At 65.0% G+C, this 26,850-nt stretch carries 17 protein-coding genes and 1 tRNA gene; 1 reads left to right on the forward strand and 17 read right to left on the reverse strand.

The features are described 5' to 3' along the window. Positions 1-689: 689 nt before the first annotated feature. The 8 genes from KHY18_RS17885 to KHY18_RS17920 all read right to left on the reverse strand — a co-directional run bounded on the left by KHY18_RS17885 (position 690) and on the right by KHY18_RS17920 (position 13,197). Positions 690-1,022, reverse strand: coding sequence for a hypothetical protein (locus KHY18_RS17885; protein ID WP_213302866.1), 333 nt, complete (start codon positions 1,020-1,022; stop codon positions 690-692). Positions 1,023-1,158: 136 nt separating this feature from the next. Next, positions 1,159-3,669, reverse strand: a complete 2,511-nt coding sequence (locus tag KHY18_RS17890) for a TonB-dependent siderophore receptor (RefSeq protein WP_249729205.1) — start codon at positions 3,667-3,669, stop codon at positions 1,159-1,161. Positions 3,670-3,793: 124 nt separating this feature from the next. After that, complete coding sequence (locus KHY18_RS17895) at positions 3,794-4,759, reverse strand: FecR domain-containing protein (protein ID WP_213302869.1); 966 nt, start codon at positions 4,757-4,759, stop codon at positions 3,794-3,796. After that, positions 4,756-5,265: a sigma-70 family RNA polymerase sigma factor gene (locus KHY18_RS17900; RefSeq protein WP_213302872.1), complete on the reverse strand. Its 510-nt coding sequence runs from the start codon at positions 5,263-5,265 to the stop codon at positions 4,756-4,758. Before KHY18_RS17900 ends, KHY18_RS17895 begins: the two co-directional genes overlap by 4 nt. Before the next feature lie 107 nt (positions 5,266-5,372). Then, entirely contained in the window at positions 5,373-7,784 is a 2,412-nt protein-coding gene (locus KHY18_RS17905; RefSeq protein ID WP_249729206.1) for a TonB-dependent siderophore receptor, read from the reverse strand. Positions 7,785-8,013: 229 nt separating this feature from the next. After that, a complete protein-coding gene (locus KHY18_RS17910) occupies positions 8,014-9,027 on the reverse strand; it encodes a FecR family protein (RefSeq protein ID WP_213302875.1) in 1,014 nt (337 codons plus the stop codon). Beyond that, positions 9,024-9,650 (reverse strand): RNA polymerase sigma factor, encoded by a 627-nt coding sequence (locus tag KHY18_RS17915; RefSeq protein WP_213302878.1) that lies wholly within the window; start codon positions 9,648-9,650, stop codon positions 9,024-9,026. The genes KHY18_RS17910 and KHY18_RS17915 overlap by 4 nt, the downstream gene beginning before the upstream one ends. Positions 9,651-9,888: 238 nt before the next feature. Then, a complete protein-coding gene (locus KHY18_RS17920) occupies positions 9,889-13,197 on the reverse strand; it encodes a bifunctional diguanylate cyclase/phosphodiesterase (protein WP_213302881.1) in 3,309 nt (1,102 codons plus the stop codon). A gap of 247 nt (positions 13,198-13,444) precedes the next feature. Between KHY18_RS17920 and KHY18_RS17925 the strand changes: the two genes are divergently transcribed. Further along, positions 13,445-14,131, forward strand: coding sequence for an extensin-like domain-containing protein (locus KHY18_RS17925; protein ID WP_249729207.1), 687 nt, complete (start codon positions 13,445-13,447; stop codon positions 14,129-14,131). Positions 14,132-14,137: 6 nt separating this feature from the next. Here KHY18_RS17925 and KHY18_RS17930 read toward each other — a convergent pair whose 3' ends face one another. From KHY18_RS17930 to KHY18_RS17970, 9 genes are all read right to left on the reverse strand, one after another. After that, positions 14,138-16,510 carry a TonB-dependent siderophore receptor gene (locus KHY18_RS17930; RefSeq protein WP_213302884.1) on the reverse strand — a complete coding sequence of 791 codons (2,373 nt, stop codon included), beginning with the start codon at positions 16,508-16,510 and terminating at the stop codon, positions 14,138-14,140. Positions 16,511-16,603: 93 nt separating this feature from the next. After that, on the reverse strand, positions 16,604-17,653 hold the full coding sequence (locus tag KHY18_RS17935; RefSeq protein WP_213302887.1) for a FecR family protein: 1,050 nt from the start codon (positions 17,651-17,653) through the stop codon (positions 16,604-16,606). Positions 17,654-17,728: 75 nt separating this feature from the next. Beyond that, positions 17,729-18,268: an RNA polymerase sigma factor gene (locus tag KHY18_RS17940; protein WP_213302890.1), complete on the reverse strand. Its 540-nt coding sequence runs from the start codon at positions 18,266-18,268 to the stop codon at positions 17,729-17,731. 188 nt (positions 18,269-18,456) lie between these two features. Beyond that, positions 18,457-20,883 carry a TonB-dependent siderophore receptor gene (locus KHY18_RS17945; protein ID WP_213302894.1) on the reverse strand — a complete coding sequence of 809 codons (2,427 nt, stop codon included), beginning with the start codon at positions 20,881-20,883 and terminating at the stop codon, positions 18,457-18,459. Positions 20,884-20,969: 86 nt separating this feature from the next. Beyond that, positions 20,970-22,334 carry a sigma-70 family RNA polymerase sigma factor gene (locus KHY18_RS17950; RefSeq protein ID WP_213302897.1) on the reverse strand — a complete coding sequence of 455 codons (1,365 nt, stop codon included), beginning with the start codon at positions 22,332-22,334 and terminating at the stop codon, positions 20,970-20,972. A gap of 387 nt (positions 22,335-22,721) precedes the next feature. Next, complete coding sequence (locus KHY18_RS17955) at positions 22,722-23,420, reverse strand: hypothetical protein (RefSeq protein ID WP_213302899.1); 699 nt, start codon at positions 23,418-23,420, stop codon at positions 22,722-22,724. A gap of 311 nt (positions 23,421-23,731) precedes the next feature. Beyond that, positions 23,732-23,808 (reverse strand) — tRNA-Val (locus tag KHY18_RS17960). Positions 23,809-23,892: 84 nt separating this feature from the next. Continuing rightward, positions 23,893-26,133: a RelA/SpoT family protein gene (locus tag KHY18_RS17965; protein ID WP_213302901.1), complete on the reverse strand. Its 2,241-nt coding sequence runs from the start codon at positions 26,131-26,133 to the stop codon at positions 23,893-23,895. Next, positions 26,130-26,850, reverse strand: a 721-nt coding sequence (locus KHY18_RS17970; RefSeq protein WP_213302903.1) for an alpha/beta fold hydrolase, incomplete at its 5' end; no start/stop codon positions are given. The genes KHY18_RS17970 and KHY18_RS17965, both read right to left, overlap by 4 nt.

A 26,850-nucleotide genomic window follows, 5' to 3' on the forward strand; every position in this document is an offset into this window, starting at 1 on the left:
CAGCCTGAACAGGCAGTCGCCAGAAATCAATCCGCGGTGACACAGACTAGCTGCGGCACAGACTTTGACTAGACAAAACAGCGCATATGGAGATGTCCTTTCCACGCGAGCAAGGCGGAGCCGCCGGCTTCCGACCGGTGTTCTTTACGCATAACCTTGCACATGAAGTCGCCGTGCTGATGGTCTTACCCTTCGCACACCACCCAGTCCGGATGGTTTCAACTGCAAGCGTAGCACACACATTGTTAATATTTGCTTCCAAAACAGGCGCGAGTTGCATACGCCACACCGTATAACATTCATTAACATTCGCTAACGAATGCAGCGGATTTCCGGGATTGCGAGATGCCCTCTTTTCGCATCCATACGCTGCTTGGGATGAGCGCTTTGTGGCAGCGGCCATGGACTTGCGCCGACATGGCCGTCAACCTGCCTCCATCGCGCGAAAAACAATTAAATCTATTGATTTGATTGAAAACATCAATTGCTTTTGCCAAAGGCGCGCGCAAATTCGTGCGCCTGGCGTCCAGGCTCACCAGAACACGGTATTTTTCGAGGGAAGCGCACAACGGCCTGTGTTGCCGGCATGGCCGTAGCCGCCAGGTGCATGCATGAACTGCACGCGCAAATACCCCGACCAGATGCAAGCCATCGCGCGCACCGGCGCCTGGCGGCTTGGCCTGCTTTCGTCAGCCCGCGTCCAGCATCGCCGCGTTGACCGCTCCGTACTCGAAGTCGCCGTCCTCGAACACCACGAGAAACCAGAACGACTGCTCGGGGCTGCCCAGCTCATCGAGCAGCGCCGAGGCCGGCTGCGAAAGCTGCAGCCGCACATCGAGCGGCAGCTCTTCGGCTTCGGCCAGGCGCTTGCGCGGCGCCGCCTCGAGCGCGGGCTTGGCTTCCCTGAAATCCAGCAGCACGACCAGATCGTTGGTGGCGAAATGCCGCTGCGCGCCCTGGGCAAAGGTGAAGACGCGTGCGTCGATGATCTCCGCGATACGGGACGGTAACGGTGTGCTCATGAAAACGGGTTCCTGCAGGTTGGGTTGGCAATGATTTTTCGCCGATCGTATGCCAATGACAGTCCAGCCCACACGCGCAGGCAAAAAAGCCTTCCAGGCCGTTGGTCTGGAAGGCTGTCGGTCCATGCGCAAAGGGTCAGAACTTGTACTTCACGTTCAGGGCGACGCTGCGCGGCGCACCGTTGTAGGCCGAGTACCACCAGTCGGACACCGACGAAATGTATTTTTTGTCAAAGACATTGTTGACGTTCAAGGTCGCCGACAGCTGGTCGCTGAACTCATAGCGCGCCATCAGGCTGGCCAGCGCATAGCCTTTCTGCTCCCAATACAGATCGCGGCCTATGCGCCAGGCGTTGACCGTCGAGTAGGTCTTGCTTTGCCAGTTCACTCCGCCGCCCACGGTCAGGCGGCTCCAATCGCCAGGCAGGCGGTAGGTGGTCCAGAGCTTGACCATATGGCGCGGGAAGGTGGTGGTGATGCGCTTGCCCTGCGCGTTCTTCGACTCGCTGTAGGTCCAGGCGGCGGACACGTTCCAGCGCTTTGTCAGCGCGCCCGTCGCCTCGATGTCCAGGCCTTGGGTCTTCGCGCCCTTGATTGCGCGGGATGCGGCGTTGGTGGTGCCAGGGACCGTGAAGCCGGGATCGGATTCGGTGAGGTTGTCCTGGCGAATCTGGTAGAGCGCGATGGCGGTGTTCAACGTGCCGCCCCACCAACCGCTCTTGAGGCCCAGCTCGTAGTTCGTGCCCTCGCGCGGCTCGATCAACTGACCGTAACGGTCCTGCGCCGACTGGGGTTTGTAGATGGTCGAGTAGCTGGCATAAGCCGTGTGGGCACCGTCGATGTCATAGACCAGGCCCGCGTAAGGCGTCCAGACGCTGCTTTCGGAAGAAGGTGTCGCGCTGTAATAGCCCGCGACATTCTGCGTGACGGCGTTGGCGTCGTAGCTGAAGACCTTGCTGCCGGCGATGAGCTTGAGTTGATCGCTCAACGCAAAGCGGCCCGCGCCATAGAGGCTCTTCTGGCGCCGGGGATTGTCATAGGTGACGAACGTATCACCATACTGACCGGCCCCCGTGCGGTCCCAGCTGTAGAGATTGCGCGCCGTGGAGTCCAGACCGCCTTCATCGAAGCTGCCCTTGGTCTGGTTGGTGACATTCTGATAATCGGCGCCGAACACCAGTTCATGGCGCCGACCGAACAGCGAGACCGGCCCACTCAGGTTCACATCCAGGCTGTCGAGTGCCAGTTGATGCAGCCTACGTTCTGAATTGAGCATCAGGCCATCACCCGTGGAGGCGTCGGCGAAGCCTTGCGAGGTGTCCAGATAAGACACTGCTTCCTGCTGCGACGAGCGCAGGCGGTTGGCGGATATCTTGAGACGCCAGTCGCTTTCCAACTCCTGCTCCAGCGTGGCGAACGTCGTCGTCGCGCGGCTGTCGAAGCGATTGTCGCGGCTGGCGGGGCTGAAGGAGCGCGGCAGATCGGTGCGCGTGCCGTCCTTGAACCACAGCGGAAAGCCCAGGTAGGCGAGCGCGCCCTTGGATTCGCGGCGCTGGTGCTCCACGCCCGCCGTGAGGCGCGTGGTGTCGGTCAGGTCCGCTTCCAGCACGCCGTAGAAGATCTTCTTCTGATTGCCGTAGTGGTCGATGTAGCTGTCGCCGTCCTGCAAGGCCGCCACGAAACGCCCGCGCAGGCTGCGCGAGGCATTCAGCGGGCCCGACAGATCAAGCACGCCGCGCTGGTCCGACCAGGAGCCCAGGCCGCCCTCCAATGAGCCCTGGAACTCGGCCGTGGGTTTCTTGCGCACCATGTTGATCGTTCCCGAAGGATCGCCCGCACCGCTCATCAGGCCCGAGGCCCCGCGCAGCACTTCGATGCGGTCATAGACCGCCATGTCCGCCGCGCTTTGCGACGCCTGCGCCGCCAGCCCTTCGTTGTGGGACAGCGTGTTGACGCCGTCGAGCTGGTAGTTGTCGATCGAATAGCCGCGCGACGCGAAGCTCCGACGTTCCGTGCCCAATTGGCCTTGCGTGATGCCCGGGACCTGGGCCATGACTTGCGAGATCGTCGTCAGCCCTTGGTCCTCGATACGCTGGCTCGTGACCACACTGACCGATTGCGGAGTCTCCTTGAGCGTGAGCCCCAAAGGCGTGGCCGTGCGGCTCGGGCCCCGAGTGACATAACTGCCTGTGCCTTCGCTCGCACCGCTGCTCTCGGCCTGGGCCTTCACGGTCACTTCGCGCAGCGTGGTGGCCTGCACGGGGTTCGCAGCAACTGGCGCGGCCTGCAGCACATAGCTGCCGCTGTCGGTGCGAACCAGCGCCAGCCCGCTGCCGGCCAGCAGCGCCGAAAGCGCCTGGCCCACCGTATGGCTGCCGCGCAGGCCCGCCGTGGTCTTGCCTTCGGTCTGGGCGGGCGTGAAGCCCAGCACCACGCCGGCCTGGCTGGCGGCGCGGCGCAGCGCGGGTGCGAGCGGGCCTGCGGGAATGTCGTAGTCGTGGCGCGCCGACGAGGCTTCGGCGGCCTGGGCCGTGGAAGTCTGCGCCCGGGCCGCGGGCATGGCAGCGCTCAGCGCGCAGGCCAGCAAGGCCGCGTGGGCAAGAGGATGGCGCCGCGACTGCGGGCGAAAAACGAAAAGCGATGGCATGCGGTGTTCCTGGCGTGCAAGGGTGGATGCTGTGGAGACAAATGGCTCTACAGGGAGGTCACGCGAGAAACGCAAACGGGTACGCTTTTATGAAATTATTTTTCTGCCGGTTGTTTGGCGCGGGCTACAGCGAAGTGCCGGCCGGCTCCACGCGCAGCCACCAGCGCGTGCGCGTGCGCACCTGCACGGGCAGCGACAGCGGCAAGGTGGCGAGCACCGTATCGGTGTCGGCCACGGGAAACACGCCCGAGATGCGCAGCGCGCCGACTGCTGGGTCGCATTGCAGCAGGCCCGGGCGGTAGCGCCCGAGTTCGGCGAGAAAGGCGTCCAGCCGCATGCCGTCGGCAAGTATCTGGCCGCGGGTCCAGGCCAGCGCGGTTTCCTCGTCGAGCGCGCGCGGCTGGGCATCGAAGCCCGCAGGCCCCAGCCTGGCCCATTCGCCCGCGGCCAGTACCCGCGATACACCGCCCCGGCCCGCAAATTCGACCGCGCCTTCGGTCACGGCAACCGTGGTCGCGCCCTCTTCCTGGCGCACGCTGAAGCGCGTGCCCAGCGCGCGCGCGCGTCCCTGCGCCGACTGCACGATCAGCGGCCGCGACTCGCCATGCGGATGACCTGAAGTGACCAGGATCTGGCCCGCGCGCAGCAGCAGCAGGCGCTCGGCGCTGTCGAAGCGCACATCGACGGCGCTGGCGGTGTCGAGCAGCACGCGCGTGCCGTCGGGCAGCATCACTTCACGCCGCTCGCCGGTCGCCGTGCGCTCGTCGGCCAGCAGTTCGCGGCCCTTGGGCGAGCGCAGGCTGGTCCAGCCCACGGTGCCCGCGGCGCCGGCCCACAGCAGCGTGCGCAGCGCACGCCGTCGCCCCGCATGCGGCGGCGCCAGCGCCTGGCGCGCGGCACCCGGGTGGAGCTGGCGCAGGCCCGCCGAAAGATGCTCTATGCGCCGCCAGGCACGTTCATTGATCGGATCGGCTTCGCGCCACAGGCGCCAGCGGCGCGTGTCGTCTTCACCGGCCGTGCCGGACATCAGCGTGGCCAGCCATTCGGCGGCTTCGCGCGCCGTGTGCTCGGGAATCGGGGTGGCGTTCATGGTTCGACGCCGAAGAAGCAGGCCTGGTTGGCACGCACCATGTATTTCTTGACCGCATGCACGGTCACGCCCAGCCGCTGGGCAATGCTGGCGTAATCGAGCCCGTCGAGATGCGCGAGCAAGAACGCTTCGCGCGCCCGCGCCGAAAGCCCGGCGAGCCCACGGTCCAGCGCCTGCAAGGCCTGTACGGCCTGCAGTTGTTCTTCGGGCGAAGGCTGCAAGGCCTCGGGCAGATGCGTGAGCGCGTCGAGATAGTCCTGCTCCAGCGCCTGGCGCCGGTAGTGGTTGGCGACCAGCCGGCGCGCAATTGTCGCGAGAAAAGGCCGCGGCGCGCGCACCGGCGGCGCGTCGGCGGCGCTCAGGATGCTGACGAAGGTGTCCTGCGCAAGATCGGCTGCGAGCCAACTGCGATCAAGTCGGCGGCGCAGCCAGCCGACCAGCCAGGCGTGGTGGTCGGTATATAGACGAAGGATGTCGCTCGAGGCGCTGCTGTCGGCCGGAAGCATGGCGGCGGCTTATTCTTTAAATGAAAATAACTCTCATTATGAATGGCGCCGCGTGTTTTTTGAGCGACAGCAGCAGCTCCAACGCAGCGGCGATGGGGAATTGCGGGTCAGAAGTCGTAGCGCATGCTGACGCTCACGCTGCGCGGCTCGCCCCAGCTGTAGACGTCATAGATGCTCATCAAGGTGTGGTACTTCTTGTCGAACGCATTGTTGATATGGACCGAGGCCATCAGGTTCTTGTTGACGCGGTAGCTCGCCATCAGATCGACCAGCCAGTACGACGGCATCGTGAAGCGCGAATAGCCATTGGTCGGATGGTTCACATCGTCCCAGCTCTTGCCTTGCCAGCGAGCGCCCGCGCCTGTCGTCAGTCCGCGCAAGCTGCCGCCCCATTGGTAGCTGGTGTACAGATGGAACTGGTCTTCGGGTTCTATGGTCGTGACTTTCGCGCCGTCGCGGCGCGCGACTTTGTGCGTATAGCCCGCATGCAGCTGCCAGTTTTCCGTCAATTTCCCGGACACTTCCGCGTCCACGCCCTTGGTCACCACGCCATCGACGGCGCGATAGGCCGCGCCGCCTGAAGGTGTGCGACCCGAAGTGCGCTGCGCGAAATTGTCCTGGTGCGTCTCGAAATAGGCCAGGCTGGTGTTCAGCCGGCCATTGAAGAACTGGCTCTTGGCGCCGACTTCGTAGCTGTTGCCCTTGAGCGGGTCGAGGCGCGCGCCGCCGGCATCTTCATTGCTTTGCGGCTGGAAGATGCTGGTGTGGCTCGCATAGAGCGACCAGTGGGAGCTCAGGTCGTAGACCAGACCCATGTAGGGAACGACAACGCCGCTCTCCTTCTTGTTCGTCGGCACCGCGGCCGTACCCGGGGCTGCATACGTATAGACGTAGTCGTAATTGGAAACGCGGCTGCCCAGTATCAGCTTCAGATCGTCGCGCAGATTGAAGCGCGCCGTGCCATAGACGCCGCTTTGCCGCGTGGTTTCATTGACCAGGCGCGCGAGGTACCAGTCGGGCTTGGCGATGTTGCCGTCCCAGGCGTAGTAGTTGGGCACGGACACGTCATAGCTCGCGGGCTGCCAATGGTTTTCCCCCGCCAGCTCCTGCCGCGAGACGCTGGCGCCCACGACCAGTTCATGCTCCCGGCCCAACAGCGAGAACGGGCCGCTCAGATAGGCATCCAGCGCATTGCTCTTCACATCGCCGCGGTACTGTCCCATCCAGCCGGCCATGGTGACGCCCGCGCCCGTCGCGCGGTCCGGGTACATCATGTAGCCATTCGGCGAGCCGAGTTCGGAGTCATAGCCATTGATCTGGTGATTGAACTGCACCTTGCCCACCCAGCCGTTGGAAAAGTGGTGCTCCAGCGTGGCGAACGCGGTCTTCGTCGACTGGTCCCAATGTGCCCAGCGGGCCCCATTGTTGAATGAGCGCGGCACCGCGTTGAAATTGCCGGCGCTGTCGAACAGCCGTATGCCGCCCCAAGTCGAGCCCTTGGGCGCGCTGTTCTGGTAGTCCGCTCCAATGGTCAGCAGCGTATTCGGCGAAAGATCGGCCTCGAGCGTGCCGAACAGCATATCGGTCTTGCGCTGGTAATGGTCCATATAGGACTTCTTGTCCTGGTGCGCCGCGACCGCGCGGGCGCGCACCGAGCCGCTTGTGTTGAGGCTGCCGCTGATGTCGAGTTCACCGCGGTAGTTGTCCCAGGAGCCCGCGCCCAGCGTCGCATGGCCCTGGAAGTCCTTGGTCGGTTTCTTGCGGATCAGATTGATGGTGGCGCCCGGATTGCCCGCGCCAGTCAGCAGTCCGGTCGCGCCCTTGAGCACCTCCACGCGGTCGTAGATCGCCATGTCAGACAAGGTGTTGCCCGCCGAGTAGCGCGAATTGCGCGTCATCGGAATGCCGTCGTACTGGAACTCGTTGATGGAGAAGCCGCGCGCGTAGTATTCGGTGCGTTCGGTGTCGTAGGTGACGGTGCTGACGCCCGGCGTATGTCGCATCACGTCGTCGATCGCGCGCAAATTGAAATCATCCATCTCCTGGCGCGTGATGACGCTGATCGACTGCGGCGTCTCGCGCGGCGCCAGCACCAGCCGCGTCGCGGTGGCGATCGTGCCCGGCGTGTAGCTGCCCGTGCCTTCGGTGATTTCGCCGAGCTGATTGGCCGTCACGGTCACCGATTCCAGGCTGTGATCCAGCGACTGCTTCTGCGCGGGCGGCAAGGCCTTGAGCGCGAAGCCGCCGGCCTTGGCGCCAGCGATCGCCACGCCGCTGCCGGCCAGCAATTGCTCCAGCGCCTGCCGGGGACTCAGACTGCCGCGCACCGCGCGCGCGCTGCGCCCGGCCACGTCGGCTTCGTCGAACAGCACCTGCTGCCTGGCCTGCTGGCCGAACGCGCCCAACGCATTGGCCAGCGGCTGGGCCGCAATGTCGAACTGCACTTGCGCTTCCTGCGCATGCACCACCTGGGCCGCCGCCATCACTGCCCACACCCCGCCCGCGAGGGCGCCTCTCATTTTTCTTGTTCGCATCACACACCTATGTCACTGCCCGGCGCGCAGGCGCGCCGCTGGTTGCGGCCGTTGGCTGGGGCCAGGCATTTGCCTGGGCGCGACTGGCTGGCAGCCGAGGGCAACCGAAGAATTTCGGCCCCTACCGATAGAAGACGAAGATTTCGCGCGCGACACGAACCCGCAGGGCTGGGCGCAAATGCAACAAATTGCTACAAAACAACGGCAAGACGCATCAGCGCCTGGAAATCACCCAGCCGCCTGCGGGCTGGCGCTGCACGCGCACCGCGACGAGATCGGGCAGCAGCTGCAGAAATGCCTCGGGCGCGGCCGTGCCGAAAAACGCCGAGACGGGCAGCCCGGCCAGATCGGCACTCGCCAGCGTGACCGGCTGGCCCAGATAGCGCGCCACTTCCTGGGCCACCTCTTCCAGCGGCGTGCGCCTGAAACGCAGCTGGCCGCTGCGCCAGTCGCCCACGGTATCGGCCTGCGCGGCGAGGGAAACCTCGCGCCCCGTCGCGGGGTCTATGGCGACGCCCATGCCCGCGCCCAGCGCCAGCACCGATGGCCGGGCGCGATCGGCCTGCACCTGCACCTTGCCTTCAAGCACTTTCACGACCAGCCGCGGCGGCGCGGCGCGCACGTTGAACGCCGTGCCCACCACCTTGACCTGGCTGGCCCCCGAATCAACGGTGAACGGCTTGGCGGCATCGGCGGCCACCTGGAAGAAAGCTTCGCCCTGGTCCAGCACCGCTTCGCGTCGGCGCGGGTAATAGCGCACTTGCAAGGTCGTCGCGAAGTTGAGCGCAATGCGCGTGCCGTCGGGCAGATCGACCAGACGGGTTTCGCCCGGGGCCGTGGTCACGTCGAGGCGATAGCGCGGAGTGTGGTCCCAGGCATACCAGCCTCCGCCCAGCACCAAGGCGAACATGGCGGCCAGGGCCGGCGCGAACGCCGGACTGCGGGCCATGCCGATCCACCGGCCGCGGCGCGGCGCGGGCGCAGTGGCGGACACCGTGGCCGCGGTCTGCGTGCGCAAGTCCTTCAACTGCCCGAACAGCTGGCGCGTGCGCCCCATGCTGTCGAAGATGGCGCGGTGCTGCGCGTCGGCCTGCAACCAGGCGTCGAGCGCGCGTTCGTCGGCGCCGGTCCAGGTCGGCTCCTGCCGGCGCGTGAACCAGTCGGCGGCAGCTTCGTGCAGGTCGACCAAAGTGTCCGGCGCCATGCCGGGTGGCAAGCTCTTGTTCATGGGGATGTGCCGCTGTCTGGCGCGCGGTCATTTTCGTGAGGGTCATCGGCGCGCAGGCGCTGCATCTGTTCAAGGCTGCCATATTGCAGCCGCAGTTCGCAGTATGCATAGGCCCGGCTGATGTGCTTGGAGACCATGCGCAGCGAGATGTCCATCTGCGCAGCCACCTCCTGCTGCGTCAGGCCGTCGAGCACGTTGAGCGTGAACGCCTGGCGCTGGCGCTCGGGCAGTTCGTTCAGCGCCTCATCGAGCCGCGCCAGGCGCTGGCGGTGCTCGGCGCGCAGCGCGGGGTCGTGTTCATCGCCGGCCGCGAGCGCGCCCACTTCATCATCGGCGGCGTCGATGGACACCGTATCGATGGCCAGGCCCTTGCCGCTTCTGCGCCAATCATCGATGGCCAGGTGGCGGGCCGAACGACTGAGATAGGCCGGCTCCTTGCCGGCCTCGGGGCGCTTGCCCGAGGCCGCCATCTGCGTGAACACCTGCTGCGTCGCATCCTCGGCATCGGCGCGCGTGCCGAAGCGCCCTTGCAGCAGCCGCACCAGCGGCCTGCGCCAGCGTTGGTAGAGCGCGGTCAGCGGTGCGGGCTCGACCGGCGCCGAGGAGTGAGGTGCGCGTTTCACGGCTCGGGAGCCACAAGCATCGCGAACCTGCCGATAGCGAAAATTGGGGAAATAAGCATGGACGCACGGGTATGCCAACGATCAGGAAAGTTGCATTCCTGGCGCGGATCGCCGGGCCTGGTTGCAGGCTGATACGACACAGCTGAATGAAAACCGTTCGCATTGTAGCAACCGGCTGGGCGCACGCGGCAATGCCGAGCCAAGGCAGTTGAGAAACGCGCGCCCGTACGGCAATCAGTCAGAGCGACGCGAGATCGACCAGCGCGATGCCGTCCTGCTCCACGCCTGTGATCCTGAGCCTGCGCCCCTGCCGGATGATTTCCTCGAACTCCTGCGCCGAGACCGGCTTGCTGAAGTAGTAGCCCTGGATTTCATCGCACTGGTGCGCGCGCAGCATGCGGCAATGCTCCTCGGTTTCCACGCCTTCCGCGATGACCTTGAGCCGCAGGTTGTGCGCCAGCGTGATGACGGCGCGCACTATGGTTTCGTCGTCCACCTTGTCGAGCATGTTCTGCACGAAGGACTGATCGATCTTCAAGGTGTCGACGTGAAAGTTCTTCAGATAGCTCAGGTTGGAATAGCCGGTGCCGAAATCATCGATCGACAGCTTGACGCCCGCGGCCTTGAGCCGGTCGAAGTTCGCGGTCATGCGTTCCACATCCTGGGCAATCAGGCTTTCGGTCAGCTCCAGCTCCAGCAGATCGGGCGCCAGCCCGGTTTCCTCGAGCATGTCGAGTGCCCAGACCGACAGGTCCTGCTGCAGCAACTGGCCGGCGGAAATGTTCACCGCCACCGGAATGCGCGGAAAGCCCGCGTCCGACCACAATTTGGCCTGGGTGCAGGCCGTGCGCAGCACCCAGTCGCTGATCGGCACGATCAAGCCCGACTCTTCGGCCACGGGAATGAACTTGCCCGGAGGAATGATCCCGAGCTGTGGATGGTGCCAGCGCACCAGCGCCTCGCAGCCTATGATTTCGCCGCTGTGAAGGTTCACCTTGGGCTGATAGGCCAGGCGCAGCTGTCCCGCGGCCGGTGCCAGGCGCAACAGCGTTTCCAGGTTGACGCGCTCCTGCATCTGCTCGTCCATTTCGGGATCGAAGCTGGCGTAGGTGTTGCGGCCGCTGTGCTTGGCGCGGTACATCGCCTGATCGGCGTGCTTTATCAGCGTCTCCGAGTCCAGGCCATCCTGGGGAAATGAGCTCACGCCGACGCTGACCGAGAGGTGAATTTCGCGCCCTTGCAGCAGCAGCGGCGGGCGGATGCAGGCAATGATGTCCTGCGCGATCGCATGCGCCTGACTGACGCCATCCAGGTCGTCGAGAAGGATCAGGAATTCATCGCCGCCGTGGCGCGCCACGGTGTGGCCGTCGGCCAGCGTCGCCACCAGCCGCGCGCTGATGGCCTTGATGACTTCATCGCCGAACGGATGACCGTAGGCATCGTTGACCACCTTGAAACGGTCCAGGTCGAGCAGCAGCACCGCAATCGTCCGGCCGGAGATTTTCGCCTGCGCTATCAAGCGCTTGAGTCTTTCCTGCAGCAGGTGGCGGTTGGGCAGATCGGTGAGCGCGTCGTGCGTTGCCAGATGGCGCAGGCGCCGCTCCGCGCGCTTGCGCTGCGAAATGTCGCTGCCCAGGCCCACGAAGCCGCGCACGCCCTCGTGCACGAAACGCACGCCGGTGAACAGGCACGGCACGCGTTTGCCCCCGGGCAATGCGTAGCTGGCTTCAAAGTGGGCCATGCCGTTGGCCAGCACTTCGGCAATCTTTGCCGCGGTGCGCGCTTGTTCATCGACGGGCATCAGCCGCGTCAGCTCTATGCCCGCCAATTGCTCGGCGCTCATTCCGGTCATGCGTTCGAAATTGCGGTTCCAGCGCTGCAGGCGCCCATTCTCATCGCAGTGGTAGAAGACGCCGGGCAGGCTGTTGAGCACGGCATCGCCGTAGTCTCGTTCCTGGAGCAGACGCCGCTTGGCCTGCTGGCGCGTCGACACATCGTTGATGATCAAGGTGTGGATCAATTGGCCTTTTTGATGGGTCACGACGCTGCGCATCTCGGCATCGAAGATGCCGGCGGCACCTTCGAGCGGGTGCAGGCATGCCTCCTTGGCGGCAAGAATGCCCTGCCAACTCAAAGGTCCTGCGGGAGTGACGATCACCTCATGAAGGGCACGCCCGAGCGCCTGCTGCCGGCCGCAACCGAACAGCCGCTCGGCACCGCCATTCCATTCGATGATGCGGTCGCTGGCATCGAAGCTGACAATCGCCGTTTCCGTGGCTTCGAAAATTCCGCCTTTCAGCGCCAGCGCCGCGACCTGCTGCTCCTTGGACTCCAGCAGCTCCAAGGTCTGCGCGGCCAGTTGCGTTTCGCGCAAGCGTATGGCGGTCGCCATGCGCACCAGTGCCTCGCCCAGGCGCTGCGTTTCCTTGTATTGACCAAAGGACGGCGCAAGCACCAGCGCCTGCGCCGTACCAGATTCACCCGCGCGCTCCACGCTTTGCTCCAGCTCGGCCAGCGGCCGGCCGATCTGGCGCGCCATCCGCGCCGCGACCAGCATCAATCCCAGCGCCATGACCACCGCCATGCCGGCCATTTGGTACAGCTGGTGGTGCAGCGGCGCATTGATCAGATGCGCCGGCCGGGTGGCGATCACCGTCCATTGCCGCCCGCCCTTGAGCTCCATCGTCCGGGTCGCCGCCCAATGATCCGACTCGGACCAGCGCAGCTTGCGGACTTCGGCGCTGCCCTGATTCAACGCCGCAGCCAATGCCTCTGGAACGTCCAGCGGCTCGGTGGCCATGCCTGCGCCGCCGATCAGCCGGGGCGTCTCGCCGCGCTCGACAATCTGCAGTTGCACCCCATATTCCGCGGCCAGCGAGCCCAGAAAGCGGTTGAGCGCTGGCAGATCGAAGTCGACATCGAGCACGCCGAGCAACTGACCTTGGGGATCACGCAAGGCCTTGACGTAGCTGAACCCCCAAAGCGGCGTGCTGTCGGCGTTGTGCAATATCCATCGATAGGAAGGCAGCCATACGCCCTCTTCCGGCCCCTCCAGCGCCGCCTGGTAGAAAGGCCTGCGCCTGGCGTCATATCCGCCCGTGGGCTGCTTCCCGTGCGGCGCAAAACCCTTGTCTGTCAGCAGAAAGTTCTGCGTGAGCGCATTGCCGGGCCGTGATCCCGGATGCAGCCACAACAGGATGCGACCGTCCGCAGTGCGCTCCAGGTTGCCATACTCGCCGTACTTGGCCAGCACCAGCCCGAGATAGCTCAACTCGGGTCGCTGCTCGAATGCCGCCAGCGCCTTCTCCAGCGCGGGTCGCAGCGCCGCTGCGTCGGTGGACGCTTCCGAGGTGCGGGCAATGCGCTCCACGGAGGCGGCCGTCATCTCGGTTGCGTTGATCAGCATGCGCAGCCGCTCGACGGATCGATCCAGCGAATGCAGCAGGTCGTGCCGCGCATCTTCCTGGGTGTTGGAGATCGCCAGCCATGCGGTGCACGCGAGCGATACAACGCTCACCACCAGCACGAGCTTGGCAACGTTTCGCACCAAGGCTTGAAAGAATGATCCAACGGGCTTTTGCATTGTTCTTTGAAGAAAGACCCAACATGCAATGGATTCTCATTCATTTAGCACAATTGTTACAAGCGTTTACTTCAAGATGTGCCATCCATACAGTAGCGGCCTTGTCGACATCAGAGGGCAGGCCCATGAAAAAATAAATCGGGAGAGACCGGCTGTAGGATCGGGCCGCATGCTGCGCCGCGCCGGCGCTGCATCGCGGATGATGGGGCGGATGAAATTTGTTGCCGCCTTGTTGCTTTTCCTGGGAATCGGTTTTTGGTCACACGGCCGCTACTGGACGCTGCCAGACCACCTCAACCCCTGGGCGCCGCTGGCCTATGAAGCCGCACCCGACTGGCTCACGCACCTCAAACTGCAGCGCTTCAAGTCCGAACCCGCGGCCTGCCAGGCATTCATGTCCAGCACGCCCTGGCGCTTCGAGGCCGTTCCCGACCGCGAGACCGGCCCGGACTGCGGCTTTCGCAACGCCATCCAGGTGCGCCAGACATCGGTGGCCGTGGGCGCGCAATTCACCTTGAGCTGCCCGGCCGCCGCGTCACTGGCCCTGTGGGAGCGCCATGTGCTGCAGCCCGCGGCGCAGGCAGCGCTGGGCACCGAAGTGCGCCGGCTCGAGCACCTGGGCAGCTACGCCTGCCGCAATGTGTATGGAAGAGAAGCCGGCAGCCGCAGCCAGCACGCGACCGCCGACGCGCTCGACATCGCGGGCTTTGTGCTCGCCGACGGCCGGCGCATCAGCGTACTGCGCCAATGGAGCGGCGACGCTGCGGCCGCCACCTTCCTGCGCGCAGTGCACCAGGGCGCCTGCGGCCTGTTCGACGGCGCGCTGGGCCCCGACTACAACCAGGCGCACGCCGACCACTTCCATTTCGACAGCGGGCCGTATCGCGTCTGCCGATAGCCGGCGTCAGTACTTATAGGACAGCGTGGCCAGCACGTTGCGCGGCTCGCCGAAGTGGTTCTGGCGCGAGCCGCCCTGCACACGCTCCCAATACTTGCGGTCAAACAGGTTGTTGACCGTGACCGTGAGCCTGGTCCTGGGGTTGATCTGGTAACCGCCCTGCAAGGCAAAGACGGCCATGCCGCCGGAAGTCCAGCGCACGGCGCCGCTTTCGGCATAGATTGCGCTGCGCAGGCGCGCACCCGCGCCCACGCTCCAGCCGCCGTCCAAACGCCAGTCGCTCCACAGCGAGAACAGGTGGCGCGGGTAGAACGTGGTGAACGCCTTGCCCTGCATGTCGGGCTCTGCCTCCAGATACTTGGTCGTGTTGTAGCCATAGCCCGCGGTGAGATTCCAGCGCGGCGAGAGGCGGCCGGTGACTTCCGCTTCCAGGCCCTGGCTGCGCACCTTGCCGGCGGCAATGGACGCATCGGGGAAGTCGGGGTCCATCATCGCGCGGTTCACGTCCTCGATGCGATAGACGCTGAAGCTGCTCTGCAGCCGGCCGTCCAGGTGTTCGCCCTTGAATCCGGCCTCGATCTGGTTGCCCTTGCGCGGCTCCAGGTAGGCGTCGCTGCGGTCGCGCGATGTCTGCGGGTTGAAGATGCTGCTGTAGCTGCCGTAGACCGACCACTGCGGAGTGAGTTCATAGATTGCCCCGGCATAGGGCACGACCTTGCCGTTGATCTCGCTGTCGTTGGCACGGTCCAGCAGATTGCGGTTCTCGTACCATGTGGCGCGCGCACCCGCGAGCAGCACCAGCGATTGCCAGGGACGGATGCGCGCCTGGCCGAAAATCGCCTGCTGGCGGGTATCGGTCTTTCCGGTGGTCGCCAGCGTTTCGTCATGCCAAGGCACGTCGGGGTTGGGCGCGAACACGTTCTGCACGAAGTCGTTGCGGCCGTACGTAGGCGCGTTGTAGGCGTTCTCCCAGCGCAAGCGCTGGTAGCTCGCACCGAGCACAAACTCCTGCGGCAAGCCCCTCCATTGCGTGGGCAGCGTAAGAACGCCCTGGAGGTTGGTTTCCTGTTCATCTATGGTGTCGAAATACGGGCGCACGGTGACGTTGCCCGAACTGGGATCGACCCGGCTGTTGACCCAGGTGGCCGTGCTCCATTTGGCACGGTCCAGGTAGCTGGCGCTGAGCACGGCCTTGCCGCCGCCGTCGAGCCGGTGCTCGAGTTCGGCGAAGCTGCGCTGAATGGTCTGGCCATTGAGACTCCACAGCGAACCCAGATAGGTGGAGCGCGCCACGTCAGGCAGGCCACCAGCGGCATAGGCCGGCAGCCCGTAGAACGGCCGGTAGCGCGTGCGCTGCGCGCTGTGGCCTACCGACAGCGTGGTGTCGGGGCCGAAGTCGTATTCGAGCGTGCCATAGAACAGCGGTTGGCGCGTGAACGTGTGGTCGGTGAAATAGTCGCGGTCCTGGTAGGCCGCGACCAGCCGCCCGCGCAGCCGGCCTTCGCTGTCGAGCGGGCCCGTCAGGTCGGCCTCGGCGTAGTAGTTGTCCCAGGTGCCGGCAGCAACCTTGGCATTGAAGCCGAAGGTGTTTTGCGCGCGCTTGCGCACGAAGTTGATGGTGCCGCCGGGATCGCCCGCGCCCTGCAGCAGCCCCGCCGGGCCGCGCCAGACTTCGATGCGATCCACCATCGCCAGACCGAAACTGCCTTCGATGAGTTGCGATGAAGACGAGATGCCGTCGGTCTGATAGCGGTCTATCGAGTAGCCGCGCGATTCGACCTGGAAGCGGCTGGTGCCGTAAGTCGTCACTTTCGATGCGGTCGAGTACCGCATCGCATCCTCGATGTTCAGAAAGTTCTGGTCGTCGATGCGCTGGCGGGTGATGACGCTGACCGAGTTCGGTGTTTCGCGCAATGAGTGCTCGCCCAGACCGATGGTGGTCGCACGCGTGGCGTATTCAGGCAGGCCTTCGGTGGTGGCGCGGCTTTCGGCCGAAGCGGCCGCGGCCACCGTCACGACCGGCAAACTCGCGGCGCCTGCAGCCGGGGGCGCGGCCTTGATGACGATCGCGTTGCCGACGGCCGCCGCCACCAGGCCGCTGCCCGACAGCAGGCGGTCCAGCGCCTGCTGGGGCGTCAGTTGGCCCGACAGCGCGGGCGCCATCTTGCCGTCGACCAGCGCCGGCTGGACGATCAGTTGCTGGCGCGTCTGCAAGGCCCAGTCGCGCAGCGCCTGGCTCAGCGGCTGGGCGGCAATGTTGAACGTCACGGCGGCCGTCGGCAACGCAGCGCTGCTTTCCTGGGCATGCAGCGAAACTCCAGCAAGAGCCATTGCGGCCGCCAAGGCCAGTGGCAGGGGCCGCAGGGGGAAAAGAGGCATCAGGATTCTCCGAAAGTAAAAGCGAATGGTTCTTACTCATGAAGACGGAGCTCGCGCCGGATACCCTAGCCCGATCGCAAAATTTTCATGCGCTCAGCGCAGCAGGATTTCCTGGTCCTTGGCGCCACTGGCCTGCAGCCGCACCGGCAGCGATGAAGGCAGCACCTGCTGGAAAGTCGTGATGTCGAGCGGATCGAACACGCCCGTGACGCGCAGCGCGGCCACCGCGGGGTCGCGAATGACCAGCGGCACATCGCGGTAGCGGCCCAGCTCGGCCAGAGCCTGGTCCAGCCGCATGCCGTCGAAAATCACGCGCTGGTTGCGCCAGGGCGCGACATCGGCGGCTGCAACAGGCCTGACCGTGCCCGGCACGCCGGCGCCATCGCTGACCACCTGCTGCCCGGCCGACAGCATGGCCGCGTCCTGGGCGTCAGCGCGCGCCACGCGCACGCGGCCCTCTTCCACGGCCACGCGCACGCCATCCTGCCCGGCGATCTCCGGCGTATAGCGCACGGAAAAACGCGTGCCGACGACGGTCACGCGCGTGTGCCCCGCCAGCACATCAAAAGGCTGCTCGGGGTTGGCCGACACGGTGAACAGCGCCTGGCCTTCGAGCAACCGGACTTCGCGGCGCTGGCGGTAATAGCGCACTTCGACACGCGTCGCGGTGTCCAGGCGCAGCCGCGTGCCGTCGGGCAGCATCGCTTCGCGCTGCTGGCCGCGCTGCGAGGCCAGCGACTGGGTGTAGGTCGGCGTCGCCTGCCATGCCAGAAAGCCTGCGCCGCCCGTGACAGCCACCACGGCCGCGGCCAGCGCCGGCGCCAGAATGCGGCGGCGTGCAGGGTTGTGCGCTGGCGCAGCCGCGCGCGCCCTGCCCGCTGCGCTGGCTGCGGCCATCGCCTGGTCATAGGCCAGGTTGCGCTGCAGCAGCGCTTTCATTTCGGCCGGGATGGCATCGAAGCCCGCCCATTCGGCCTGCCAACTCTCGAAGGCCTTGCCGTTTGCGGGATCCGCGGCCAGCCAGGCCTGAAAGCGCTGCTCCTCCTGCGCGTCCAGGCCCTGGTCGCGCCGACGCACGAACCATTCCAGCGCTTGATCGCGCGCTGGCGAACCATTGACGTCAGGTGATGGAAGTGGGCTCATGGAAGGAATGCTCTTATAGGGGTAGACGCGCGAAAGACCGGATACCCCAGCTTGCCTGCGCGAAACGCAAGCGGCTCAATCATGCCTGGACCGATGCAGTTTCCTGCGCACTGCGGCAGGCTCGGCATCGCCGCCGATACGGCTGCGCTCGCAGGCATCGAGCGCGTGCTTGATGTGCTGCTCGACGGCCTTGACCGAAATTCCCATGCGCAGCGCGACCTCGGGATACGTCAGGCCTTCGAAGCGGTTGAGCATGAACGCCTCGCGGCAGCGCAGCGGAAGCTGGTCGATGGCCGCGACCAGCGCCAGCACGCCCTGCTGCGACGCCAGCGCCTTGTCGGGCTCGAGTGCCACAGGGCCCGCGGCATCGTCCGCGCCGTCGTCCGCCGAGGGCATTTCCACCCCCTCGCGCACGCTCGCATGGCGGTGGTGATCAATGACGAGATTGCGCGCCGTCTGGTAGAGCAAGGCACGCCCGTCATTGACGGCCATGCCCGACGCCTGGGCCGCATAGATGCGCGTATACGCCTCCTGCGTCAGGTCGGCCGCGACGCTGCGGTCGGCCACCTTGCGCGACAGGAAGTTCAGCAGTTCTCGGTAATAGCGCTCAAGCACGGATCGAACCCATAGCCCGCGCGGTGGCCAAGGCAGACGGTGGCGGGAGGTGACTGGAATCGCAGGATTATAGGATGCAAATGCGAATTGATCGCAATTCCGCGATTCACATTCAGGGCTGCCAGACGCACTGCCCCGTGCCCCTAACATCACGGCCGCGGGCTACCTGCCGACCGTGATGCCCGCGTTCAGAACCGGTAACGCGCGGTCAGCAGGACGTTGCGCGGGTCGCCGATGAAGTTCGAGCCTGTGGGATCGGCAATGCCGCTGTAGTAATGACGATCGAACAGATTGTTCACGTTCAGGCTCAGATCCCAGTTCTGGCTGGCCGCATAGCTGGCCTGCAAGCCCGCGATCGCATACCCGCCCTGCTGCACGCTCCAGGGACTGTATATATTGTTCTGCAAATGCAGCGTGCCGCCAACTTTCCAGCGATGGAGTTCGCCCGGCAAACGGTAGCTGGTGGCCAGCTTGAACAGATGCGTGGGAATGTTGGTGGCGTAGCGGTCGCCGACAGTGTAGCTGCCGATGGGGTCGTAACCCGACGAGGCGGCAACCCGTTTGGCCGAGGCATAGGTATAGCTGGCGGCCATCTGCCAGCCGCGCGCTACCTCGCCGCCCAGCTCGAACTCCACCCCGCGGCTGCGCACTTTGCCTGCGGACTGGAAGCAGCTTGAGATTCCCGAGACGCATGCGGATGCCGGCAAGGCATCCGGCAGATTGTCCAGATCAATCTGGAACACCGCTGCGCTGGCATTCAGACGGCCGTCCCAATAGGCTCCCTTGATGCCCGCTTCCAAGTTGGTGCCGGTCTGCGGCGGCAGCGCACCGCCATTGGCGGTGTTGTAGCTTTGCGGATTGAAGATGCGCGTCCAGCTCGCATACAGCGAATAGGTGCCATTGAGTTCATGCACAAGGCCCGCATAAGGTGTGAACTTGCGCGTGGCCTTGTCTTTCGTCTCGCCATAGGGCCAGTCGCCGTCGTACTGCACCTGGTTGCCTTCGTACCAGTCCAGCCGGCCGCCCACGATCAGTCGGGTGGCATCGGCAACGGCCAGCCGCGTGGTGGCGTAGAGACTGCTTTGCTCCGTGTCGGCGTTGCGCTGCCACGAGCCGAATTCACCGATCGTGGGGCGCGCAATGCTGCCGGGATCCCAGGCCAGCGGATTGAAGCTGCCGATGGCGAAATCGCCATTCACGGTCGCAGCGCCGCCCACATCGCGCACGCGGCTGCGGCGATGGCTTGCGCCCACCACCACGTCATGCGTGCGGCCCCAGGCGTCGAAAGTGCCGGTCAGCATGCCGTCGATGCTGCGCTGGGTGCGGTCGTAGTCGTAGGCCCCGCCGCCCAGCACGGCCAGCGGCTGGCCGCTGCCGTCCATGGTCACTGAGCGCAGATAGGTGCCGAGCATGCCGGTCTTGCTGTCGATGGCCGTCGCCGCCAGCTTGGCCGTCCAGCCATTGTTCAGCCGATGCTCGAGATCAGCGAACACGGTTGTACTGCGCTTGTTCCAGAACGACCAGCTCGGGCTCATGCGCGTGGAACGCGCAATCGGCAGAAAGCTCCCGTCCGGCGCGGTGCCTATGCCATTCCAGTCGACGCCGGGATTGTCCTCGTTGCTGTAGGAAGCGCCCAGGCTCACCCGGGTGTCCGGGCGAACATCGGCTTCAAGGATGCCGTACAGCAGCGTGCGCTTGTTGCGGTAATCCTCGATGAAAGACTGCTTGTCCTGATGGCTCAGCACCGTGCGCCCGCGCAGCGTACCTGCCTCGTTCAACGGCCCGCTCAGATCCAGCGAGCCACTGGCGTTGCTCCAGCTGCCCGCGCCGAGCGTGGCCGTGCCCTGAAACGTCTGGGTCGGGCGCTTGCGCACTAGGTTGATCGACCCGCCCGGCGTGCCCGCCCCCTCGGTCAAGCCCGATGTGCCGCGCAACACCTCCACCCGGTCGTAAAGGGACATCGCGCCTGTGGACAACGCCGCCTCCTCATAGGTGATCGGCAGCCCGTCGACCATCAGGTTGTTGACCTGGAAGCCGCGCGAGTGGAAGCGGTGGCGCTCGCCGCCCCATTTGGTTACTGTGAATCCCGGCGCGGCCTGCATCACGTCGCTGAGCGAAGTGAGGCCCTGATCTTCAATGCGCTGCTGTGTGATGACGGAAACCGACTGCGGCGTCTCGCGAATGGACAAAGGCAGCTTGGTGGCCGTACTCATCGATGCTGTGGTGTAGCTGCCTGTACCTTCGGTGGTTGCCGCGGGCTGGGACTGCGCCGTCACCCGCACTTCGCCCAGTGTCGCCGTGCCCTGCGCGGCGCGCGCCACGGTCCAGGTCGCGCCGTCAACGCGCATCTCCAGCCCCGTGCCCTGCAGCAGCTGGCGCAGCGCGGCGCGTGCATCGTGCGTGCCCGAGACGGCGCGGCTGGTGCGGCCCGCGCCCACGTCGGGCGCGAACACCAGTTGCACGCCGGCCTGGCGCGCGAACTGCTGCAGCGCGTCGGCCAGGGGTTGGGGCGGAATGTCGAAGTTGGCGGTCTGCGCGGCAACCTGCAGGCAGGCGCCCAGCAAGGCGGCGGCCAGTGCATGGCGCCGGAAAGGAGATGGGAGCGTTGTGTACATATCGGAGTTGGAAGGAAAGAAAACGGCTTTCCCTCTACAACGTGCCAGCCCCGCGACTTCCTGAATGGCGGCGGCAAATTTTCGGCTCAGGCCCTGGGTTCTATGCGCCAGCGCTCTTGAATCAGGCGCGAGCGCACGGGGATGATGCCCGGCAGCGCACGCAAGAAATCTTCGGCCTGGGTGATGCGCAGCTGGCCCGACAGGCGCAGCGCGGCCGCGGCCGCATCCACGTCCACCGGATGCGGCAGGTAGCGCTGCAGTCGCTCTATGGTCTCGCCCAGTGACGCGCGGTCGAAGGCCAGCACGCCATGCCGCCATCCGGCCACCGAGCGCGCATGGCCCAGTCGCGTGACCACCGGTTCGCCCGCATCGGCGTCTGCCGCTCCACGCCAGGCCTGACCGGTCGCAAGTTCGTGCGTGGAGCGCAGGCCGCCTTCGGCATCGAGCCGCTCGACACGCACGCGGCCGCTCTCGACCTGAACGTCCACGGCGCCGCCCGGCAGTCGCTCTATGCCGAAACGCGTGCCGAGCACGGTGATGCGCACGCTGCCATGCGCGCCGTCGGCGCGCGCATCGCCGGCCACGTCGACCACAAAAGGCCGGGCCGTATCGGCAACGACATCGAAGAAAGCCGCGCCCGCGAGCAACTGCAAGCTGCGGCGTGCCGTGTAATAGGCGATCTGCACGCGGCTTTGCGCATCGAGCACCACGCTGCTGCCATCGGGCAGCGGCAGGCGCAGGCGCTGGCCGTTCTCGGTGGCGGCCATCTGCTGCCACTCGGGCATGACAAGACGCCACCAGCGCCAGCCCGCGGCCACGCCCACGCCGCCCATGCCCAGACCCGCGAGACCCAAGAGCGCACTCAGCGAACGCCGACGGCCGCTGCGGCGCAATGCGGCGGACTCGTCCTGGGCGCCGCCCGCATGCCAGCGTTCCAGCGCCGCCTGCACACGGTCCATGGCCTGCATCATGTCGCGCTCTATCATGTTGCGCGAGACGCCGTATTCCAGCGCGAGTGCGCCCTGGTCTTCGCCATGCACGCGATGGCGCACAAACACTTCACGCGCGCGTTCGGGCAGGCCCGCGAGCGCGGTTTCGACGGCGGCGATGGCCTGGCCGTACATCGCGGCTTCGGCCGCATCGGGCGCCAGGGTCTGGGGCGCGCTCGCAGGCGCGCCCTGCGCATGGCGCCTGGCCACGCTTTCATGCCGGCGCTGATCGATCAGCAGATTGCGCCCGGTGGCGAACAGATAGGCGCGCGCCTCGCCATCGGTCTTGAGCACGGGCTCGCGGCCCGCGCGCACCAGATCGGCGACGCGCAGCCAGGTGTCATGCGCGAGATCGCGTGCTTCGTCCGAGCTGCCGGTGCGCAACGAAAGATAGCGCAGCAGATCGCGATAGTTCGCGCGAAAACTCGCAAGCAAAGGGGAAGGCAGCGCGTCTATGGCCATGCGCAGTCGGAAAGTTGGGGTTGCTGGGAAGGTCGCGCTGCATCAACTTGTAGTTCAAGGTGTTACATGCGTAAACAACCAAGTCTACAGCAAACGAGAAGTATTCTCATCTGCAAAGCTCCCCCGACCGCATGTCCGTCATTGCCAGCAAGGCCAACGCCGTGCGCGGCTTGCTGACCGCGTCATAGGCATTGGCGCTGCAACCAGCGAATAGCGCCACTCATCCATCCCGGCCCGCGGCCGTTTGACACTTCCCCCACTCACCCGCAACTTGCAATGCGGGCGAGTGATGTCTTCACCAAAGTCATGGCGCCGGCATTGCGCTTTCATTCGGCGCGTTCATTCATGAACGCCATTCATCAAAGACCCCGATCACTGAATAACGTATCAAAGCTTCAACGACGGACCGTTGCAGAAAAGCGGGGTGAAGTTTCCAATAGTGGCGCGCAGCAGTCCATCCAGCGAACGGCACTGGTTGTTTCCGTCCGTGATATAGCGGTTGTCTTTTGTCGCACGGTAGAGACATTGATCCAACTGGGCGATCGCGTCGAAGAAATAGGTCTGTGGATCCGATGTATCTCCAGGATATTTCAGACCGCCACATGCACTCACGCTTCCCGAGCCACCTGTGCTGCCCGTGCCGCCCGTTGCCGTCCCGGCATTGGGATCGGCCGGAACCACATTGCTTTTTCCTAGGGTCAAGCCGCCCCCCGTCTTGCTTTCGACCGCAAGCATTGTGCCGTCGGTGGCGACCATGCCGGAAATGGCTTTTCCGGAAGTGCTTCCCACCAGCTGGACTTTCCCGATGTTTTGAGTACCTGTACGCACCAGGTTGTTGTTGTTATCGACCAGGACATCGGAAACCACGCCATCGACCTCCATCAAGCGGGTGGCGGTCCTGAATTTCACGGATCTGTTATTTGCATCCACAACGGATTCACCATTGCTGTTTCCGGCAAAGCTGATGTACGTCGAACTCGCATTTTTATTATCATCTTCATCACCCCCTCCGCAGGCGGCTATTATTGCCGCTGAAGAAATGACGAGCATTTTAAAAATCAAGGGATTTTTATGAAGCGTGGGCATGGATATATCGTCCGATTTCAGGTGGAGTAATCGATATGCCTGTGAATTTTCAATTCACTTGGAGCATTTTTTTATTTTCGACGATGGCACATGCAGCATCAATGATGCAATTGCACTATTGATGATCTTCATGCCGCGCAGGTCCATTCGCCCGTGCGGCGCAAGGCCTGTGGGAGCAAGGTTGCCGAACAATGCAACGCAGGGATCGCAGGCGCAGCCCGGACTGCCGGATATTTCGGCAGCGCGCAAACTCCGGGCAAAAAAAAACCTCCCAGACCGTTAGTCTGAGAGGTTTTGTACCAATGGTTAGTTGGTAGGCGCGATTGGACTCGAACCAACGACCCCCACCATGTCAAGGTGGTGCTCTAACCAGCTGAGCTACGCGCCTGTTGTTCGATTCATAAAGTATAGCACCGGGAAAAATGCCTTTTCCCGAACTTCATGACTTTTTTGCGAAAAGCGCCAATTTTCTTCACCGCCGGCGCGCCGAACGCACGCCCGAAACGCCGGCCACGATGCCCAGCACCTTGTTGAGCCGGCCGGAATCGGCGACCTCTACAGTGAAGGTCATCCAGGCCGTGCCCTTCACGGACTGGGTCTGCACGCCGATCACATTGGTCTTCTCGCGCGCGAACACATCGGAGATATCGCGCAGCAGGCCCTGGCGGTCGGTGGCCTCCACCGACACGTCGACGGGATAGACCGCCGCGCCCACGGCCGCCTTGGGCGTGCCCCAGGCGACATCAATGACGCGCTCGCCGTTGCGCGCGGCCATTTCGCGGAAGTTCGAGCAGTCGTGGCGGTGCACGCTCACGCCCTTGCCGCGCGTCACGAAACCGCGGATGTCATCGGGCGGCGCGGGCTTGCAGCACTTGGCGAGCTGGGTCATCAGCGAGTCGATGCCCACCACCAGCACCCCGCCCTTGGGCACGGTGTCGCTGCCGCGCGCCTTGCGCACCGGCGAATACGCCTCTTCCTCTTCTTCCGGCTCGGGCGGGCGCAGCACGGCTTCGATGTTGCGCAGCGAATATTCATCTTTGCCGACGACTTCGAACAAGGCATCGGCCGACTTGAAGCCCAGCTGCACCGCGAGGTCGTCGAGCTTCATCGCGGTCTTGCCTTCGCGCTGCATCAGCTTTTCGACGGCTTCGCGTCCGCGCGCCACGGTTTCATGCGTGGCCTGGGCGTTGAACCAGGCGCGCACCTTGGCGCGCGCGCGGTGGCTGGTCAGGTAGCCGAGGTCGGCGTTGAGCCAGTCGCGCGACGGCCGGCCTTCCTTGACGGTGGTGATCTCCACCGTCTGGCCGTTTTGCAGCGCCGTGTTCAACGGCACCATCGCGCCATCGACGCGCGCGCCGCGGCAGCGGTGGCCAAGGCTGGTGTGCACCGCATAGGCGAAATCGACGGGTGTCGCGCCTTGCGGCAACTCGATCACGGCCGCGTCGGGCGTGAGTACATAGATGCGATCTTCGAAAAGGCCGCGGTGCGTGGGCGTGCCCGCGAGGTCGTTACCCCAGGCCAGCAGTTGGCGCAATACCGCGATCTTGGCGTCGTACTCGCTGCTCGCGGTGACGCCCGCATAGCCTTTGGAGCCAGCCTCTTTATAGGCCCAGTGCGCGGCCACGCCATGCTCGGCGTGGTCGTGCATCGCCTGGGTGCGGATCTGGATTTCGATCGCACGGCCGTTCTCGTCGCGCACGACGGTGTGCAGCGACTGGTAGCCGTTGGCCTTGGGGCGCGCGATGTAGTCGTCGAACTCGGCTTCGATGGGCGTGAAGCGCTCATGCACCCAGGACAGCGCGGTGTAGCAGTCCTTGATGGTGGGCACGACCACGCGCAGCGCGCGGATGTCGAACACCTGATCGAAGTCGAGCGACTTGCCGCGCATCTTCTTGACGATGCTGTAGATATGCTTGGGCCGGCCCTGCACGGTGGCGCTGATGCTGTAGCCGCGCAGATCGCTCTCCAGCCGACCGCGCAGCTGCTCCATGAAGACTTCGCGCTCGGTGCGCTTCTCGTCGAGCAGGCGCGCGATCTCGCGGTAGGTGTCGGGCTCGAGAAAGCGGAACGACAGGTCTTCAAGTTCCCATTTGATCTGCCAGATGCCCAGGCGGTTGGCCAGCGGCGCGAACACATGCAGTGCTTCGCGCGCAATGCCCGGCGAGACCGGGTGCTTGCTGGCCGCGTAGTAGCGCAGCGTCTGCAGGCGCGACGCCAGGCGCAGCAGCACCACGCGCAGATCGCGCGAAAAGCCCAGCAGCATCTTGCGCACGGTCTCGGTCTGCGCCGCCACGCCGTCGACATGCTGGGACGTGACTTCGGCGTCGCGCGCCTGCTGCTGCACGCGCATCAGCTTGGTGGTTTCGACCGCCAGCGTCGCGAAGTTTTCGCCGAACGCCTTGGAGATCACTTCCTGCGGCTTGTTCAGGTGAAAGCTTGCATGCACCAGATAGCAGGCGGCCTGCATCGTCTCCGAGCCGCCTATGCCTTTGAGAATGGCGGCGACCGCATCGGCGTGCGCGAGCGTGTTTTCACCCGAGGCCATGCATTCATTGGCCAGCAGCGGCTCGGCAAAGGAGCGCGCGCGCGCCAGTGCGTCGACCTGTTCGGGCAAGGTGCTGGCCGTGGCCTTGATCAGCTGCGGCACGGCTTCGGGGATGCCGCCGGCGGGCGTGCCTTCGGCCGAGGGGGCAATCGTCAATGCGCTTTTCATGGGCGTGCTCCGCTGTCCAGCGCGGGCTCGGCCGCCTTGTCTTCTTGATCGTCCGTCCATTCGGGCAACAGAAAGCCTGCGACCAGTGCCACCTGCGGCGCGGCGACCAGCGTGGGCGCATGGCCGTAGCCCGGCAGCGTCACGCAGCGCGCGCGCGGGCCGCGCTCGACCATGGCCTGCGCGGTCTCGACCGACAACAGGTCGGACTGCTCGCCGCGAATCAGCAGCGTCTGCGCGCGAATGCTGTCATAGGCGGCCCACAGCAAGGCCTCGCCAGCGAGCGCCATGTCGGGATTCATCGCCTGGAAAGGCATGGCGATGTCGGGGTCGTAATGCAGCTGCAGCCCGCCTTCGAGGCGCGGCTTGAGCATGGGCGCGGTCAGGTCCAGCCACTGCTGTTCGGTATGCGGGCCGAAGCCCGTGGAAATCAGGCGCAGGGCCTCGGCGGCCTGCGGCAGCGAAGTGAAGACCAGCGGCTGGCCCAGATATTCGCCTATGCGCAGCAGCGCCTGCCATTGCACGCGCGGGCCGACATCGTTGAGCACCAGGCGCCGGATGGGCACGGGCGAAGCGAATGGCGACTCGCTGGCCAGCAGCATGCCGATCAGGCCGCCCATGCTGGTGCCTACCCAGTCGAGCGTCTGCAGCGGGCTGCGCGCGTGCAGTTGCGCGATCAGCGTCTGCATGTCGGTCGCATAGCGCTGCAGGCCGTAATCC

Origin of the sequence: Acidovorax sp. CCYZU-2555, assembly GCF_018413525.1 — a bacterium.
Taxonomy (GTDB): domain Bacteria; phylum Pseudomonadota; class Gammaproteobacteria; order Burkholderiales; family Burkholderiaceae_C; genus Comamonas.